Below are 16,159 nucleotides of genomic sequence, written 5' to 3'. Positions count from 1 at the left end.
ATCAGATGTGCGACCCAATAATTTTATTCAGAAATCAGTAGCTGTCAATAGCAAAAAGCCCCAACCACCAGAGGGAGTTGAGGCTTCATGTTATGTGGGGTCCCGGGGACCCAGTCAAGCATTTAACTGATCGTTTGATCAGTATTTTCATGCAACAACCGAAATAGCGTCCACTTGACCAGCAATGTATGCTTCAGCGCGAGTTAGAATAGCAGCAACATACTTGTGGTCCCGATCAATTTCCCGGCCTATCGCCCTGCACGACACTTTGCCCTTGTAATACGCCACCACGATATCGTAGCCCAGCGGGTCGAAGACCTTCAGCCGCCCTACCGCCCGGTCAACTATCTCCCCGTCCTCATCGGACAGCATGGGCCGGATATCGCTGCTTGCCGTGACGATGGGCCATGCAGCCTTGTACTCGGTGCCAATGCGTGAGCCGCTCCAATGTCCCCATGCCGTCAACAGGTATCGAATATCTTTCATGCTGCCTCCCATAATAAATTTTTGACGGTACCAAAAAGAAGACCGTTGAACTCAAATCAATTCAACGCTTGCGACAAGCTATTCAGTATTTTCTAATGGATTAATTATCTCATAATAAGGCACGGCCAGTAAGGCCTATTCGACCTGATGCTGACCAATAAGATTGAGATAAACGTTATCGCTATTCCCGTCCTCAAAGTGTGGAAAGTCTATATACTATTTTAATACGTCTATTGCCTCCTGACGCGTTCGCGGATGAATAATTGCCAACTTCTTCTCAAGCCAGGATTCACGCGCACCATTTGCTCGGCATGTAATCGCTGGCCTTCCAGTTTCAACAGCCAATAACGTTCGTCCAGCGAATGACGTTTACTGTTTAGTAACTCTCTCCTTAAAGCATATGCCTTGTTTTTAGGGTTTTTGGCATATTGCGCTGCCCGCGTCCATGCGTATTCAGCCACTTTGTAATGGCGTTACCTTTCCGTCTCTACGGCGTGATTAGCCTCTTCGTAATATAAATTACTCATCTCGAATCCTGTGTTTAGCTAAGGGGGTGCCCTGCAGTTATTCCGCATCATTTAAAATCACCGACTCACTTATCAGTACTAAACATTGCTGCTAAGAACACCCTCTTTTATTTATCTCGACATCATCATCTTTAAAAAGTGTGAATTTCTCCACCCGGTTAGAATAACCTGCCTGTCTTTATAGGCCCTAGATGTTAATAACGATAGAAGCCCTCCTATCCATCGGCACAAACAGTTAGGTGTTATTTTTCACCTTGACAAAATCGCCTAAGTCGCAAATGGAAATCTTATGCAAATCGATTAATGTCCTGATTGCCGGACGTATCTGCTTTAATTCCTTGCGGTGTAATGTCATGGCGGCACTTCCGGGCTTACCGTGACCAAAGGAGGATCCTTTCTCGGCCTTAGCGACAATATACTGGGCTTTCTCCGCTGGCATCTCGCGTAGCTCTTCGAGGCTGGGTATCTCGACGTGACGGAGTTCACCTAAAGTATTGCGGCGGAAGTAGACGTTGACCAGCTCTTCTTGAATTTCCCATGCCAAATCATCCTGAAATGGCTTAACTAGTAACAGATAGCCCATCTCGGTGATGAGTACGCCGTTGGGACTCTTCTTCGGGAAAAGGTCTGTAGGTATGTTGCGGACTATTAGTCCGGAAGATAGCTCAAAAAAGTGGCGCCCTTCGATGAAACGTTCATGATGACGGCGGAAATAACGCCCAGCGGTTCCCTTCGGACGGCCATGCGCCTTATCGATCATGGCAAAGGTGACGCTTACCTTGGTACTCGACTACCGGCATAGCGGTGTTCTGAATGGAGACGTAATTAGACATGTGCCACCCCCTGAACTGTAACTATGTTCGTTATGGTTGCGGGGTCTTTGACCGGCAGCTTTGGCGACTCGGTACGTTTAACGTTCTCAGTGAAGCGCTTCACACGTTGATGTCCAGCCCAAACTAGGCGGCTATCTTTGAACATGGCGATGAAGGTGCGGCGATCTTGACGTGTGAACGACACTTTGCCGTAGGGCGTAGTCTCGTAACACGGGACGATCCAATATGTATCTGTAAATTTGGGGCGAGTTTGGGTATCATGAGAACATCTCTCGATACGTTTGAAGACCTTATAAAAACTAAGGTTGATGGTGAAAGTGTGGGGCAGTTTATAATTACAGCGTTGCGAACAGAGATAAAGCGCCGTCTACGCAAGAAAGCCAAGCAAGAATCCCAAAGCTGACTTACTTCTCCACCATGCCGAAGGGTGGCACTGCCAATGCTGCCCTTCTTCCTCTTCCGTTGCTTGCACATCTTCTAAAGTACGAAAATCGTCTCTTTGAACATGCCGGGGTCTTAAAGACCCCAACCCCTGCTGATTTTGCGAGTTACTAATGGTAACGCACAAATTTTGAGCAATATCTGCTGTCTGGACAAGCGCCGATTCCGCCTTGATATTCAGTAGGTTATTTGGGCATACCGCCACCATATGAGCGGAAGCTAACCCATTGATTGGATTGCGATAGGTCACAGTGATCCCCTTCATGGGACTACGGTGCTGGCGATATTTTGCGCTCGCCGATTCTGGCGAACTCAAATGGGAGCCGGAATCACATTTACCGTAACCCGCTGAATCTTCCGAGGTCATCGATACAGTGACCTCGACTCTATCCGAGGCCATCACTTTGGTTGAGCTAAATATTAAGCTCAGTGGGCCAGCCAAGGGGAAGCCTCCTTTCTGGCTGGCCTCACCCAAGTCTAGTAATCCCTCCGTTTCAAACGGAGGAATGCCCGGCTTGAATATATCGCCCACTGGATTTAAGGCGCAGGGGAACCCGTCACGGCCATTAGCCATGTTTGGCATTTTCATTTTAAACCTCGATTATTTAACTTGTTGTTGCGCTATTAATCAGCCTGTTGGGTTAATTTTTTCCGAGTCTCATACCACTGACGTACAGCAGCGGCATCGAAAACAGTCGCACGATCGGATAATTTAATGGGTTTGGGGAAGTCCGGCTTTTTGGTATAGCGCCAAACGGTTACTTCACTAACAGCAAGAAACTGAGCAACACTTTTTATGCGAGCATTGCCGGTGATGGGAAATGATACGGATGTTACCTCATGTGTCTTCATCTACTGTCCTGCCATTTGGTGATGTGTGATTGGCAGGCACTCTAGTCTAGAAAATTTTCTGTGATAAGGGAGAGTAGACGTACTTTCCCCCTATAGTAAGTTACTATCCCCCTTGCTTTGTTCCGAAGTTTATTGCCGCCCTCAGATGTCTCAATATCACTTCATCGTTAGCTATATGTAATATTGTAATTTCTGAAATATGGTTTTTAATTGCTTCGAGCCATTTTTCTGTACTAATTTCTTTCTTATTCCCCCTACATTCATCAGGGTAAGCACTTAGTATATGTATTGCAGCCTTGTATAATTTTTCTCTATTTACTGCATATCTCTCTTTGTTCGGATGGGAAAGATTTAAATCAAATTAATTTTCACCAAATTCTTTAAATCCTGCGCTAAATAAAGGGACGTCTTTTTGTCTTTTATTATATAAAAATTCAATGTCATCCTTTAATATCCAAAGGTGAGTTTTCTCAATCGCTTTATGCAACCATACACTACTACATTTGCAATCTTCAGAAACATCCACACCAAAATTTTTTTATGTACACTATTTATATATAGGAGCATACCGTAATTTTTAAATTCTTGTTTCAAAAAAGGAAATAGGCCAACATATTCCATTAGTCTTTCACGTCCAAACTCTAGATTCATTAAACTACACAAGTCTATTTCCCAAAATCTCCTTGTCGTACCACGTAATAGAAAATACATTTCATCCTCTTCCACTTCATATCCATCATCATTTTCATTCACATGAAAAATTAAATGAATTATAGTTAGATACTCATCAATTTCTGGAGAACAAAATAAATCTACTAGATTTTCATTTCCCCTAAGCACTTTCAATGTGCAGTCATGTTCATCTAAATAAATACCTAGATTTATCGTGCCAACAGACCCAAAATGGAGAATATCATCAATATTACATGATAGAAGCTTTGCAGCTTTCTCGATAGAGTAGTACTACATTGCCGGTATATTAACCCATAACTCAAGCTTTTTGGTATTCATATCATCATACCTTTAATTAATCATATATAATAATGCTGGCCCTAGCCGTTTTCTAATGACACCAACAGCTCTGACCATTTTTCCAAAGCTACCCTTCTCTCATTTAAGTATTGATGACGATTATAGATTCCTTCAATACCTTTGATGGTGTGGTTAAGGCAGCGTTCTGCCACGATGGGATCAATACCCAAAGCTGCTAGATGAGTTCTCGATGTACGTCGAAAATCATGAACTGTAAATGGCAAAATGTCGGGGGGCATATTACTGCGAACTTTTGATAAAGCAACATTAATAGTGCATTCTGAAATATGCATTGCAAATGCATTCTCTTACTGCTCGTGCCGGCAGTATCCATTGGCTATTATATGAAAAACCTTTAAGTTCTCTCAGCCACTCCAGTACAGGCTCAGATAATGATATATCTATTCCTTCACCTGTTTTTGTTCTCTTCTTTGGAAGATGCCATATCACACATTCAAAGTCGAATTCATCCCACTTTGCAGCACATAATTCCATTTTTCGACAGCAAAGAGCTAGTAATAATTTTATAGTTAGTTCATTCTGTTTATTGAAGCTATCTATAGATTTCATTGTTTCAAAAAAACACTTCAACTCATCACATGTTAACCATCTTTTCCTCCTCTTCTCTTGTCCACCAGCATCCTAACAGCCAAAAGAAATTGCAGGATTATTTTCCATATAGCGGTGGCGTATTGCATAGCTAAAAATTCTTTTAATTAAAGATAATACATCATTAGCTGGAGCTGGAGCTGGAGCTGGAGCTGGAGCTGGAGCTGGAGCTGGAGCACCTCTAGCAACAATAGATTTTATCATATTATCAATATCGGAAGCTGTGACTTTTTTTAACTTTAATTTCCCCAACTTAGGTATAATATCCTTATCAATATTATGTCGTATTTGTTATGGCCGTTTATGCCTTGGCAAAATTAACTGCTCATAAAAAGAATTAGCAATATCAGCCACAGTCTTTTCATTATTATCCTCATTTAATTTCGCCAAAAATCCAGCTTTTCGTTCCTTCTTTTTTTCTGCCACATCAAAACCGAGTGCAACACGGGCTGATAGCTCCCTAGCCACTTCCCTAGCCTTGGATAAGGTTACATCAGGGTAGTTTCCTAGGCAAACTACACGCCATTTTCCTAGCATCCTATATCGAAAGCGCCATGTTGGTTTTTTGTCACTTGTTCGATACCTCAAGTATAGTTCTCCACCATCAGACCTACCTTCAAATCGCTCTTCCTTCTTAAGCCATGATCTAATCTGTAAGTCAGTTAAATTCCCCATACAGCTAACCTTTTGCAATAGAAGATTTGACATCTATGTGTACCCATATTTTTATGGGTACACAATAGGGTACAACGTAATCTTGCAATTTTATGAAAGTACATGCAATTAACTGAGGGCGCTATGGGCTTGAAATTAGCGAGTTGTCATATTTTTGAAAGACTATGAGTACTTATGAAATTGAATTTTATATGTCACACCGACATATTAATCAGCCAGTTCTCGCTGACGTTATAATCCAGCCCCGCCTGCCCGGCTAGACCCCAGGAATTCTTCACGCTCAAATCGGTCAAGCCGAGATCTTGGCCCTTCTGGTTAAAATAGGCGTCATAAAAGGTGGTGTAGTTGACGTCGATGCCGATATAAGGCCACAGCTTATCCTGGGCATCGCCAAAATAGTGTTACGCCATCAGGCTGGGCGGCAGTTGTTTAACTTTAGCGATATTACCGGTGCTGTTAAGCCCGACGCGGTGACTGAACGGCGTCGCCGCCAACAATTCAACGCCGATATTGTCGGTGATCATATAGCCAAAGGTCAGCCCCAGTTGCGTGTTGTTGCTGACGTTGAACTCGCCCAATCCCAGCACATCATCCGAACTCTCGCTGGGCCGGACGGTAATGCTGCCGGCACGGGCGATAAAGTCGCCGGCCTGATGGCGAATACGGGTTGACTGAAAAAATAGCGTCCACCGAGGCGGCCAAAAGCGTTGTTTTCATGCCCTGCTCCATTGCTGTTGTGCTTACCGTTAAGGGGTAAATTTGATCCTTGTCACCATCCGGGCTAACGGTGGTGTAGAGGCAAATTGATGTGTCACATTGATAGCCAGTGTTATATCAATTCCCTTACTATTTACAGGTTGATCCATATCAACCGAATGGCAACAACAGCAAAAAAAGCGGTGATAACTCATTTCTGTTGTTTTCCGGCTTCCGGCTGGGTAGTTTTCGGGGAGTGTCGGTTCAGCTTCGACGCCGTAGCGTCGGTGGGATAACAGCATGAGCGGTGATGGCAATCCCTACCTGTCCTGCAGCGCTTGCTGCGCCTTTTTTCGCGTGTCTTTTTACTGGGCCGAGGCGGATGACGGCGCAGGCCAGGTGCCGGCGGCGTTAACGGAACCGCTCACCCCATTCTTACGCTGTATGTCGGGCACCAACGAGCCTCCCGCGCTGCAAGGCCAAATCGGCAAGCGCGTCAGCTGCACACTCTATGCCTCCCGTCCTTCCCCCTGTCGGGAATTCCAGATGAGCAGCGAAGACGGCCGGGCAAACGCCGCCTGCGATCGCGCCCGGGCGCATTATGGCCTGCCGCCGCTGGCGCGAACGATGGCGCAGGGGATTATCGTGCCGCGCTCGCCCCCGGATGATGCATTAGGGTGCCAAGCCGTGGATTAACAGGGTAGAATAGCGGGCTAGCCTAATCGTTGATTGTTTTACCAAGGAGCCCCCATGCCAATTATGGCAAGTACCCTGTACCGCGACATGCTGAATTTTTTCCGTAATCAGTTTGCCAGTATCCTGCTGTTGGCGCTGTTGACGGCGCTGATAAGCGTCGTGCTGGGCCATGCGCTGTCGCCGGGAAGTGAGCAACTGATGACCCTGAGCGACGGTACTCATCTCGGCGATACCGCCGAGATGAGTCTGCAACAGCTGGTACAGCAGATGTCAGTGGAACAGCAACGGGTATTGCTGAAAGCTTCCGCCGCCGGCACTCTGGCGGGTCTGGTCGGCAATGTGCTTTTAGCCGGCGGGCTGCTGACCATGATCCGCCAAGTGTCCAACCGCCAGCCCGTCAGCGTATTGCGCGCCATCGGCCTGTCGGCGCCGCTGTTGCCGCGCCTGTTGCTGCTTATCTTTCTTACTACGCTGCTGGTACAACTGGGACTGCTGTTGATTATCGTACCGGGAATCCTGCTGGCCATCGCCTTTAGCCTGGCGCCGGTCATCGCCACCAGTGACGATCTGGGCGCTATCAAATCAATGCGCCAGAGCTCCAGTCTGGCGTTTGCCAATCTTCGTCTGTTGGCGCCGGCGGTCTTGTTCTGGCTACTAGCGAAGGCGGCGGTTTTACTGCTGGCCACTCAGTTCACTCTGGTGTCATCGTTGGTGGCGGTGGTATTATTGAATGGATTGAGCAATCTGATTTCCGCCCTGCTACTAATCTATCTTTATCGTCTGTATATGCTGCTGCGGCAGGCCTGATGGACGTCGTTTACCCTCTTTACCGGTGGATTTTGTTATGAAGCAGTTTCTGGATTTTTTGCCCTTGGTGGTGTTTTTTATCGTCTATAATCTCTACGACATTTACTACGCATCCGGCGCGTTAATCGTTGCCTCTGCGCTGGTATTGGTTTACACCTGGCTGCGCTATCGCAAGGTCGAAAAAGTCGCCCTGATTACCTTCGTACTGGTGGCGATCTTCGGCTCGCTGACGCTTTATTACCACAACGCGGAATTTATCAAGTGGAAGGTGACGGTGATTTATTCGCTGTTTGCCGCAGCGCTGCTGATTAGCCAATTTGTATTCGGCAAGCCGCTTATCCAGCGTATGCTGGATAAAGAGATCCATCTCCCTGCCCGAGTCTGGAACAACTTGAATATTGCCTGGGCGCTTTTCTTCCTGGCCTGCGGCGCGGCGAACATTTATATCGCTTTCTGGCTGCCGCAGAGCGTGTGGGTCAATTTTAAGGTTTTCGGCCTCACCGGCCTGACGTTGGTCTTTACGCTGCTCAGCGGCATTTATATCTACCGCTATAATAATACCCATTAATCCTGCGCCTTCAGCGCGGGTGTAGTTAAACGGGAGTAATGATGAACGAAGAGATGACGAATAGTGGCGAGATAGTGCTGCGTACGCTGGCAATGCCGGCTGACACCAATGCCAACGGCGATATTTTTGGCGGCTGGCTGATGTCGCAAATGGATATCGGCGGCGCTATTCTGGCGAAAGAGCTGGCTCAGGGTCGGGTAGTGACGGTGCGCGTCGACACGGCATGACATTCCTGAAACCGGTCGCGGTGGGAGATGTCATTTGTTGCTATGCTAAGTGCCTGAAAACCGGCAACAGCTCGCTGACCATCACATCAATATTGAGGTATGGGTGAAGAAAGTGTCTTCGGAGCCCATCGGCCAACGCTACCGGGCGACCGAGGCGGTGTTTACGTACGTCGTGGTGGATAATGACGGTAAACCTCACCCGCTGCCGCCGGACCGGCGTCAGCGCTGCGGACTAAGGTGCTCAACGGGCAGCGGTTTTGCGCCGCTATTCGCCGCTGCTGACGCCCTCAAGGTCGAATTTGAAATTGACCGTCAAATTGGTTGCCGGCTTGCCCGGCTCATAAGTCCAGCGACGCATGGCTAAACGGATATCGCGCTCGAACATGTTACGTGGCTGAGCCGATAGCACCCGCACGTTCTCCACCCGACCCTCGGCATTGACGTCGAACATCACACTCACGCGGCCCTCAATGCCCAACACCTTTGCCCGCGGGGGATAAATGGGGTTGGTACGCTGCATGGCCCGCGGCGAATTACTCTCGCTTTTCACACTGCTGCTCGCCGGGGCGCTGGTAACCGGCGCGGTTGTCGGACGAACCGACGGCGCACTGGGGGCGGGCATCGCCGGACGCGTCACGGGTTTCGGCGGCTGTGGTTTGATTTCACGGTGCCGTTCAGGTTTGGGTTTCGGCGCGAGTTTAGGCAATTGCACCGGTGCAGGCGGTTCCGGCTCCGGGATGGGTTGCGGCTCGACTTCCGGCTCGGGTTGGACAGGCTGCGGCGGTTGCTGCGGCTCAGGCGCCACCAGCATCACGGTCATGGGCTGCTCGACAGCTGAGGGTAAACTTATCGGCGGGACCGTGGCATAGAGTAATCCTGCGACCAAAGAGGCGTGTAATCCGGCAGAGGCAATAAACGGCCAGGAAAAGCGACGGGTCTGATTCAAAATAGTTAACGCCATATCATTGGAGGTCGTGGATGAGGGAAAAGTTTAAATGCAAATAGCAATCATATTCAATAACTGACGGCGATCTCTTTATCGTTTAGCGCATTTATCTGTCAGAGGGCAGGCGCGCCGGACCTTTCGCTTACGGGCCACTGTCTCAGCGCTCATATGTCGGCGCCCGCCGCCTGCCCCCCTTTAACATGTCCCGGCTGCGTAACTTTTCGTTGCGCTACAGGGTGCAATATCATAACGTGAATTACTTTTACTCATTCCAGGTTGGGAGTTTTACCGTGCTCTATGTCATCTATGCCGAAGACGTGGCCGATTCGTTAGAAAAGCGCCTGTCGGTTCGCCCTACTCATCTAGCGCGTCTCCAGCTGCTACGTGATCAGGGCCGCCTGCTTACGGCCGGCTCCACGCCCGCCATAGACAGCAATGATCCCGGCGCGGCGGGCTTCAACGGTTCAACGGTCATCGCCGAATTCGACTCCCTTGAAGCGGCGCAGGCCTGGGCCGAAGCCGATCCCTATGTCGCCGCCGGCGTGTATGCGACCGTTCAGGTCAAGCCCTACAAAAAGGTCTTCTGACCGCCAACGCAGCGGGTGCGTGCCCCATCAAGGGCCACGGCGGCGCCCGCCTTCCCCCCTTCCTAATGGCGTTTGATGTCGCCGGCCACACTAACCGTGGCCCGAATACCTATGATGACCGGCGCCATGGTCGGCATAGTCGCCATAGGACTGCGGATGCAACACAGAGAGCAAGGTCAATAGTGTAAGGCCCTTATAGTGTCATGCAGGAATGGCAAGGGGATGTAGTGACTGGCGGTAAACGGTCCCCTTAGTAATAAAACCACCACGATTTCCGTGAGCGTGGCGTGAAATTATTCTATTCAGGAATTTTCGCAGTCAACTTTATAAATTGACGCGTTTCAGTATGTTATCTAACCGCTTTTTGACAGATAGTTCCGAATCATGCCGCACTGAAGGATATCCGGTTTGTACCCCGCCAGCTTATCGCATAACGTAGAAATGCTGTACTCCCGGTTAAACACTTAACAGTAGGAGGTAAATATGTTGAAGAAAACACTGATGGCAGCCTTGGTTCTGTCTGCGGTCGGCAGCTCGGCTGTTTACGCCGCCGGCGCGGCTGGTACGACTACTGCGGCATCGCAGAGCGCATCCGGCAGTGCCAGCAGCAGTGATGCCAGCTTTGTGTCCAGCTCTGTCGCCGCGGTGGCCTCGGCGAGCGATCCGGAAAAACACCGGTTCCTCTACATCAACCTCAACCACGACCGCCACGCAGTAACGCAACTGGCAACGCCTCAGGGAGGAAAACAGGCAGAGTGTTTGTCACATCTCAACCGGCATGAAGCCGGTTTTTTACCGCCTGAAAGTCAAGGAAATGCCCCGTATTGAGCGTAGGTGCGACAGACTGCAGAAACAGCGCCTCCGTTCAGTTCAGCGTATAGGAGAGGGAAAATAGCAAGGAACGCCGCTGCTGTTTGAGCTGAAGATGGCTCAAACACGTCAATCGCCGATAAGTGCGGGATTGGGCTCCAACCCACTGGCTGCGCCGTCGCTGTACCTGACGCTGCATACGCCAACGGCTTACTTCGTTACGACTTCTTTTCATCACAAAGACCTTTGGAACGGGCTTAAACGAACGCTCGCCATTATAGCCGCTTTTTCATCCCTGCCAAGCCGCGCGCGGATGCAGCGCATTATGCGCCGGGTAAAACAATTTCCTCTTTGCGCCCCTTATGCGTAAACTCAGGCTAACGCTCCGCGAACAGGATTTTTCGCCCCTATGACAACGCTTTATACCGTAATCAACTGGCTATTGCTATTCGGCTATTGGTTGTTGATCGCAGGCGTCACCCTGCGGGTTATGATGAAACGTCGCGCGGTGCCCTCCGCCATGGCCTGGCTACTAGTCATCTATATTCTCCCCCTGGTGGGAATTATTACTTATCTGCTGTTCGGCGAACTCAACCTGGGTAAACGCCGCGCCGAACGCAGTAAGGCCCTCTGGCCGTCCACCGCCAAGTGGATTGAAGATCTAAAAGGTTGTCGCCGCATTTTTGCCAGTGAAAACAGCGAAGTGGCCCGGGCGTTATTTCAACTGTGCGAGCACCGTCAGGGCATGGGTGGCCTGAAGGGCAATCAGATGCAGCTGCTGACCAGCAGCGATGATGCCCTGCGGGCGCTGGTCCGCGATATCGGCCTGGCGCAAAAAAATATTGAGATAGTGTTCTATATCTGGCAGAGCGGCGGCCTAGTGGACCAGGTGGCGGAGGCGTTGATGGCGGTGGCGCGGCGCGGCGTGCGCTGCCGGCTAATGCTCGATTCCGCCGGTAGCGTGGACTTTTTCCGCAGTCCCTACCCCGCGCTGATGCGCGCCGCCGGAGTGCATGTCGTAGAAGCCCTGCACGTCAGCCTCCTGCGGGTCTTTCTGCGCCGCATGGATTTGCGACAGCATCGCAAAATGGTGCTGATTGACAATTATGTCGCCTACACCGGTAGTATGAACATGGTGGATCCGCGTTTTTTCAAACAGGACGCCGGCGTCGGCCAATGGATCGATATCATGGCGCGCATGGAGGGGCCGGTTGCGACCGCGATGGGGATCATTTTCTCCTGCGACTGGGAAATTGAAACCGGGGAACGCATCCTGCCGCCGCTGCCCGACGTCAATATCATGCCGTTTGAACAGGCCACCGGACACACCATCCAAGTGATCGCGTCGGGTCCCGGTTTCCCCGAGGGCGTCATTCATCAGGCGTTGCTCACCTCGATTTATGCGGCGCGCGAACAACTGGTGATGACCACGCCCTACCTGGTGCCGAGCGACGATTTGCTCCAGGCCATTTGTACCGCGGCACAGCTCGGCGTGGAAGTCCATATTATCGTTCCACGCCACAACGACTCCATGTTGGTAGGCTGGGCCAGCCGGGCCTTTTTTGCCGAACTACTGGAAGCCGGAGTGCTGATCCATCAGTTTGAGGGCGGTCTGCTGCATACCAAGAGTGTACTGGTCGACGGTCAATTGAGTCTGGTGGGGACGGTAAATCTGGATATGCGCAGCCTATGGCTTAATTTTGAGATAACCCTGGTCATCGACGATGACGATTTTGGCAGCGATTTGGCACGGGTACAGGAGGACTATATCGCCCGCTCACGGCTCATTGAACCCAAAGTCTGGTCGAAGCGTCCCTACTGGCAGCGTATTGTCGAGCGGCTGTTCTACTTTTTCAGTCCATTGCTGTAATTTTACCGGACGGCATGCTGTAATAGAGCCAATTCAGCTAACGGGACAGTAATGATGGATGTGGATAATCGTCTGACGGATGATGAAACGCTCGAAGCGGCCTACGATATTTTTCTTGAGCCGACGCAGGATAATCTCGATCCGGCGGACATTTTGCTGTTCAATCTGCAGTTTGAGCGGCGCGGCAAAGCTGTTTGACCCGTCAGAAGCGTGGCATGAGCAGGTGGATTTCGATCTCAATCCCGATCTTTTCGCCGAAGTGGTCATCAGCCTGGCGGAGCAAGACGGTATGGCGGTAAACGACGTATTCACGCGCATCCTGATATGCCGCGACCGGAGCGAAAAGGTCTGCCACATTCTGTGGAAGGAGTGAGCCCTGTCCCGCCCGCGCCGCGCCTCCGATCGGCCGCGGCTAGGTAGCAAATGCCCTCCTCAACGTCAGCCGCGCCGCCGCTTGCCGCAGCACATCCTGATGCCCCAATCGGGCGCGGCCCCCCCCTCCCGCAGCTCCCGCTTGGGCGACCTGTTATTGCGCCAGCTGGGCTATATCTACCTTAATACATGAACAGACGTGGCGGAAGCTGCCCTGTAATATTGGTCGCGTCACGGCGCAGGTCTCATCGGCCAGCGGACAGCGCGTGCGGAAAACGCATCCCGACGGGGGATTAATCGGAGAGGGCAAATCCCCCTCCAGTAGCTGAATGACCTTATTGCGCTCTTTATCCGGATCCGGTATCGGCACCGCCGACATCAACGCGCGTGTATAGGGATGCTGTGGATTGTGATACACCTGATCAAACGTGCCAAGCTCCACGGCATGGCCGAGATACATGACCAAAACCCGATCGGAGATATGCTTGACGACCGCCAAATCGTGCGCAATGAAAATCAGCGAAAGCCCCATTTCCCGCTGCAGTTGCTGCAACAAGTTCACCACCTGCGCCTGAATGGACACATCCAGCGCTGACACCGGTTCATCACATATCACCAGCTTCGGCTCCAGAATCAGCGCCCGGGCAATGCCGATACGCTGGCATTGACCGCCGGAAAACTCATGGGGATAACGGTTAATCAGGTTCGGCAATAGTCCGACCTTCATCATCATGTTGCGCACTTTTTCCTTCACTTCCTGGCGGGGCATTTTCGGGAAATAGGTGTGCAGCGGTTCAGCGATGATATCGCCAATCGTCATGCGGGGATTGAGCGAGGCCAGTGGATCCTGGAAAATCATTTGAATATCGTTACGCGTGGCTCGCCACTGCGCCGTACTCATATCCTGCAACTCTTTTCCCAGCCAGGCGATACGCCCGCTGGTGGCCTTGACCAGACCAATCAGCGCCCGGGCAAAGGTCGATTTGCCGCAGCCGGACTCGCCGACTACGCCCAGCGTCTCCCCTTCATACAGCCGCAGGGACACACCATCTACTGCCTTCAGGCTTTTGGCGGGCTGCCAGAACCACTGTTTATCTCCTTTCACGTCGAAATACACCTTCAGATTGTCGACGTCGAGGATGACTTTTTTCTTCTCGGCCAGGGTGCTCATACCAGCTCCTCCAGTGACTTATAACAGGCGCGCAGTCGCTGATCGCCAAAGCGCTCCAGCGGCGGCATGGTGGCGCAAATATCCATCGAGTACGGACAGCGCGGCTGGAAAGGACAACCTTTAGGCAAGCGCAACAGATTAGGCGGATTGCCGGGAATGGTGGTCATGCTTTCGCTACCGTCAGCATCCAGACGAGGTACCGCAGCCAACAGGCCGATGGAATAGGGATGACTTGGGCTATAAAACACATCGCGCGCCTTGCCGTACTCCATGGTGCGTCCGGCGTACATGACCAGTACCCGATCGCAAATGCCGGCCACGACGCCAAGGTCGTGGGTAATCATGATGATGGCGGTATTGAACTCACGTTTTAATTCGTTGAGCAGGTTCATAATCTGCGCCTGCACCGTCACATCCAGCGCGGTGGTCGGCTCATCGGCGATGAGCAGTTTCGGTCGGCACAGCAGCGCCATGGCGATCATCACCCGCTGGCGCATACCGCCCGAGAACTCATGGGGATACATACGCATGCGCTTGCGCGCTTCAGGCATTTTTACCGCGTCCAGCATGCGCACGGACTCATTAAAAGCTTCATGTTTGCCGATCCGTTTATGCAGTTGCAGCACTTCCATCAACTGATCGCCCACGCGCATGTAGGGATTCAGCGAGGTCATCGGATCCTGGAAAATCATCGAAATCTGCTCGGCGCGCAGTTTGTTCAGCTGCTTTTCCGGCAGATTGAGAATTTCGCGGCAGTTGAACTTGGCGCTGCCGTCGATACGACCATTGGCCGCCAGCAGCCCCATCAAGGCAAAAGCGGTCTGGGATTTGCCGGAGCCGGACTCGCCGACGATGCCCAGGGTTTCGCCGGCGTGCAGAGTGAAATTGAGATCGTTGACCGCGGTCACCGCGCCGTCCTGGGTGGCGAAAGTCACCCGCAGGTCACGTACATCCAGCAGTACCGGCCAGGCGGTGTCCGTAAGCGTCACCGCGTCCGGCACCAAGGTTTGATTCGTGCTCATGGCGGCACTCCTTAACGGTCTTTCGGATCGAGGGCGTCACGCAACCCATCGCCGATAAAGTTGAAACAAAATAGCGTCACCACCAGAAACAGCGCCGGGAAAATCAGCAGCCAGGGAGACACCTCCATGGAGTTGGCGCCATCGCTAAGCAGCGCCCCCCAGCTGGAAAGTGGCTCCTGGGTGCCCAGACCGAGAAAACTCAGGAAGGACTCAAACAAAATCATGCTGGGCACCAGGAGTGAAGCGTACACCACCACCACACCCAGTACGTTCGGCACAATATGGCGCAGAATAATATTGCGGGTGGACACGCCGCTGACGATAGCCGCCTCAATGAACTCTTTGCGCTTTAGGCCCAGCGTCTGCCCGCGGACGATACGGGCCATATCCAGCCAGGAAACCAACCCGATGGCCACGAAAATCAAAAAGATGTTCTGACCAAAAAATGTCACCAGCAGGATGACGAAAAACATGAACGGAAACGAGTTAAGAATTTCCAGCAGCCGCATCATCAGGGAGTCAGTTTTGCCGCCGAGATAACCGGACAGCACGCCGTAGAGCGTCCCCACCACGACCGCCACCAGTGCGGCGGCAATGCCCACCATGAGCGAAATACGGCCGCCGATGGCGACCCGCACCAGCAAATCACGGCCGGAGGAATCGGTGCCGAAATAGTGTTGGGAGGCGATATCCGGCGCATTGGACATCATGGCCCAGTCGGTATCGTCATAGCGGAATGCAGACAGCGACGGCGCCAAGATGACGAACAACGCTATCAGCAGCAGGATAAACAGGCTGGTCAACGCCGCCCTGTTATGAATGAAGCGTCGGCGAGCGTCGGCCCACAAGCTGCGGCCTTCCACTTCCAGTTGTTCACTGAATTTCTCCAGAGCTTCGCTATTTTTTTTGCTCACAATCATTTGTGCGCTCCA

The 16,159-nt window shown here is 51.4% G+C and carries 17 protein-coding genes and 4 pseudogenes; 8 read left to right on the top strand and 13 right to left on the bottom strand.

All coding sequences use genetic code 11. The annotated features are described in order from the left end of the window. Positions 1–147: 147 nt before the first annotated feature. From SGP1_RS12155 to SGP1_RS12130, 8 genes and pseudogenes are all read right to left on the bottom strand, one after another. Entirely contained in the window at positions 148–486 is a 339-nt protein-coding gene (locus SGP1_RS12155) for an antiterminator Q family protein (RefSeq protein WP_041866945.1), read from the bottom strand. Positions 487–716: 230 nt separating this feature from the next. Further along, the gene (locus SGP1_RS29695) at positions 717–947 is read right to left on the bottom strand and encodes a hypothetical protein (RefSeq protein WP_148203481.1); all 231 of its coding nucleotides are present in this window, start codon (positions 945–947) and stop codon (positions 717–719) included. Between the two features lie 301 nt (positions 948–1,248). Beyond that, complete coding sequence (locus SGP1_RS12150; protein WP_050747604.1) at positions 1,249–1,773, bottom strand: ORF6N domain-containing protein; 525 nt, start codon at positions 1,771–1,773, stop codon at positions 1,249–1,251. Positions 1,774–2,213: 440 nt separating this feature from the next. Next, positions 2,214–2,876 carry a hypothetical protein gene (locus SGP1_RS12145; RefSeq protein WP_041866944.1) on the bottom strand — a complete coding sequence of 221 codons (663 nt, stop codon included), beginning with the start codon at positions 2,874–2,876 and terminating at the stop codon, positions 2,214–2,216. 35 nt (positions 2,877–2,911) lie between these two features. Then, positions 2,912–3,139 (bottom strand): helix-turn-helix transcriptional regulator, encoded by a 228-nt coding sequence (locus tag SGP1_RS27405; RefSeq protein WP_083764757.1) that lies wholly within the window; start codon positions 3,137–3,139, stop codon positions 2,912–2,914. Positions 3,140–3,586: 447 nt separating this feature from the next. After that, positions 3,587–3,985, bottom strand: a complete 399-nt coding sequence (locus tag SGP1_RS29690; RefSeq protein ID WP_148203480.1) for a hypothetical protein — start codon at positions 3,983–3,985, stop codon at positions 3,587–3,589. A 206-nt stretch (positions 3,986–4,191) separates the two neighbouring features. Next, a pseudogene (locus SGP1_RS12135) lies at positions 4,192–5,455 on the bottom strand (tyrosine-type recombinase/integrase). A 197-nt stretch (positions 5,456–5,652) separates the two neighbouring features. Continuing rightward, a pseudogene (locus SGP1_RS12130) lies at positions 5,653–6,117 on the bottom strand (OmpW family outer membrane protein); the annotation flags it as partial. Between the two features lie 334 nt (positions 6,118–6,451). Here SGP1_RS12130 and SGP1_RS12125 point away from each other — a divergent pair. From SGP1_RS12125 to yciA, 4 genes and pseudogenes are all read left to right on the top strand, one after another. Beyond that, a complete protein-coding gene (locus SGP1_RS12125; RefSeq protein WP_011411204.1) occupies positions 6,452–6,847 on the top strand; it encodes a YkgJ family cysteine cluster protein in 396 nt (131 codons plus the stop codon). 54 nt (positions 6,848–6,901) lie between these two features. After that, positions 6,902–7,654, top strand: a complete 753-nt coding sequence (locus tag SGP1_RS12120) for a YciC family protein (RefSeq protein ID WP_011411203.1) — start codon at positions 6,902–6,904, stop codon at positions 7,652–7,654. Positions 7,655–7,691: 37 nt separating this feature from the next. Then, positions 7,692–8,222, top strand: a complete 531-nt coding sequence (locus SGP1_RS12115; protein ID WP_011411202.1) for a septation protein A — start codon at positions 7,692–7,694, stop codon at positions 8,220–8,222. A gap of 38 nt (positions 8,223–8,260) precedes the next feature. Continuing rightward, positions 8,261–8,663: pseudogene (gene yciA / locus SGP1_RS12110) on the top strand (acyl-CoA thioester hydrolase YciA); the annotation flags it as partial. 51 nt (positions 8,664–8,714) lie between these two features. Here the strand turns inward: yciA and tonB are convergent. Continuing rightward, on the bottom strand, positions 8,715–9,410 hold the full coding sequence (tonB, locus tag SGP1_RS12105) for a TonB system transport protein TonB (protein WP_011411201.1): 696 nt from the start codon (positions 9,408–9,410) through the stop codon (positions 8,715–8,717). A 275-nt stretch (positions 9,411–9,685) separates the two neighbouring features. Between tonB and SGP1_RS12100 the strand changes: the two genes are divergently transcribed. Together SGP1_RS12100 and SGP1_RS12095 are read left to right on the top strand one after the other, a co-directional pair. Next, positions 9,686–9,982: a YciI family protein gene (locus SGP1_RS12100; RefSeq protein WP_041867530.1), complete on the top strand. Its 297-nt coding sequence runs from the start codon at positions 9,686–9,688 to the stop codon at positions 9,980–9,982. Positions 9,983–10,465: 483 nt separating this feature from the next. Further along, positions 10,466–10,810 (top strand): hypothetical protein, encoded by a 345-nt coding sequence (locus SGP1_RS12095; RefSeq protein WP_011411199.1) that lies wholly within the window; start codon positions 10,466–10,468, stop codon positions 10,808–10,810. Positions 10,811–10,847: 37 nt separating this feature from the next. Here the strand turns inward: SGP1_RS12095 and SGP1_RS27400 are convergent, their stop codons facing one another. After that, positions 10,848–10,991, bottom strand: a complete 144-nt coding sequence (locus SGP1_RS27400) for a YciY family protein (RefSeq protein WP_424141169.1) — start codon at positions 10,989–10,991, stop codon at positions 10,848–10,850. Positions 10,992–11,201: 210 nt separating this feature from the next. On the opposite strand from SGP1_RS27400, the gene cls reads away from it, so the two are divergent. Both cls and SGP1_RS12085 read left to right on the top strand, forming a co-directional pair. Continuing rightward, the gene (gene cls, locus SGP1_RS12090; RefSeq protein WP_011411198.1) at positions 11,202–12,662 is read left to right on the top strand and encodes a cardiolipin synthase; all 1,461 of its coding nucleotides are present in this window, start codon (positions 11,202–11,204) and stop codon (positions 12,660–12,662) included. 54 nt (positions 12,663–12,716) lie between these two features. Then, positions 12,717–13,035: pseudogene (locus tag SGP1_RS12085) on the top strand (HI1450 family dsDNA-mimic protein). Between the two features lie 153 nt (positions 13,036–13,188). Here the strand turns inward: SGP1_RS12085 and oppF are convergent. From oppF to oppC, 3 genes are read right to left on the bottom strand one after another with little or no spacing between them, the layout of a single operon-like run. After that, positions 13,189–14,205 (bottom strand): murein tripeptide/oligopeptide ABC transporter ATP binding protein OppF, encoded by a 1,017-nt coding sequence (gene oppF / locus SGP1_RS12080; protein ID WP_011411197.1) that lies wholly within the window; start codon positions 14,203–14,205, stop codon positions 13,189–13,191. Beyond that, entirely contained in the window at positions 14,202–15,227 is a 1,026-nt protein-coding gene (locus tag SGP1_RS12075; protein WP_011411196.1) for an ABC transporter ATP-binding protein, read from the bottom strand. Before SGP1_RS12075 ends, oppF begins: the two co-directional genes overlap by 4 nt. 11 nt (positions 15,228–15,238) lie before the next feature. Beyond that, complete coding sequence (gene oppC / locus SGP1_RS12070) at positions 15,239–16,147, bottom strand: oligopeptide ABC transporter permease OppC (RefSeq protein WP_011411195.1); 909 nt, start codon at positions 16,145–16,147, stop codon at positions 15,239–15,241. Positions 16,148–16,159: the final 12 nt, after the last annotated feature.

This window comes from Sodalis glossinidius str. 'morsitans', assembly GCF_000010085.1.
Lineage (GTDB): Bacteria > Pseudomonadota > Gammaproteobacteria > Enterobacterales > Enterobacteriaceae > Sodalis > Sodalis glossinidius.
Note: the sequence above shows the minus strand (reverse complement) of the source record. Positions and strands in the feature narration are given on the sequence as shown.

Bases quoted from the DNA above. Each gene is read 5' to 3' on its own strand.
- SGP1_RS12145 (WP_041866944.1), bottom strand. From the start codon at position 2,876: ATGAAAATGCCAAACATGGCTAATGGCCGTGACGGGTTCCCCTGCGCC.
- SGP1_RS12155 (WP_041866945.1), bottom strand. From the start codon at position 486: ATGAAAGATATTCGATACCTGTTGACGGCATGGGGACATTGGAGCGGC.
- SGP1_RS12075 (WP_011411196.1), bottom strand. From the start codon at position 15,227: ATGAGCACGAATCAAACCTTGGTGCCGGACGCGGTGACGCTTACGGAC.
- oppC (WP_011411195.1), bottom strand. From the start codon at position 16,147: ATGATTGTGAGCAAAAAAAATAGCGAAGCTCTGGAGAAATTCAGTGAA.
- SGP1_RS12150 (WP_050747604.1), bottom strand. From the start codon at position 1,773: ATGATCGATAAGGCGCATGGCCGTCCGAAGGGAACCGCTGGGCGTTAT.
- tonB (WP_011411201.1), bottom strand. From the start codon at position 9,410: ATGGCGTTAACTATTTTGAATCAGACCCGTCGCTTTTCCTGGCCGTTT.
- SGP1_RS12095 (WP_011411199.1), top strand. From the start codon at position 10,466: ATGTTGAAGAAAACACTGATGGCAGCCTTGGTTCTGTCTGCGGTCGGC.
- cls (WP_011411198.1), top strand. From the start codon at position 11,202: ATGACAACGCTTTATACCGTAATCAACTGGCTATTGCTATTCGGCTAT.
- SGP1_RS12115 (WP_011411202.1), top strand. From the start codon at position 7,692: ATGAAGCAGTTTCTGGATTTTTTGCCCTTGGTGGTGTTTTTTATCGTC.
- SGP1_RS12120 (WP_011411203.1), top strand. From the start codon at position 6,902: ATGCCAATTATGGCAAGTACCCTGTACCGCGACATGCTGAATTTTTTC.
- SGP1_RS12125 (WP_011411204.1), top strand. From the start codon at position 6,452: ATGAGCGGTGATGGCAATCCCTACCTGTCCTGCAGCGCTTGCTGCGCC.
- SGP1_RS27405 (WP_083764757.1), bottom strand. From the start codon at position 3,139: ATGAAGACACATGAGGTAACATCCGTATCATTTCCCATCACCGGCAAT.
- SGP1_RS27400 (WP_424141169.1), bottom strand. From the start codon at position 10,991: ATGCAGCGTCAGGTACAGCGACGGCGCAGCCAGTGGGTTGGAGCCCAA.
- oppF (WP_011411197.1), bottom strand. From the start codon at position 14,205: ATGAGCACCCTGGCCGAGAAGAAAAAAGTCATCCTCGACGTCGACAAT.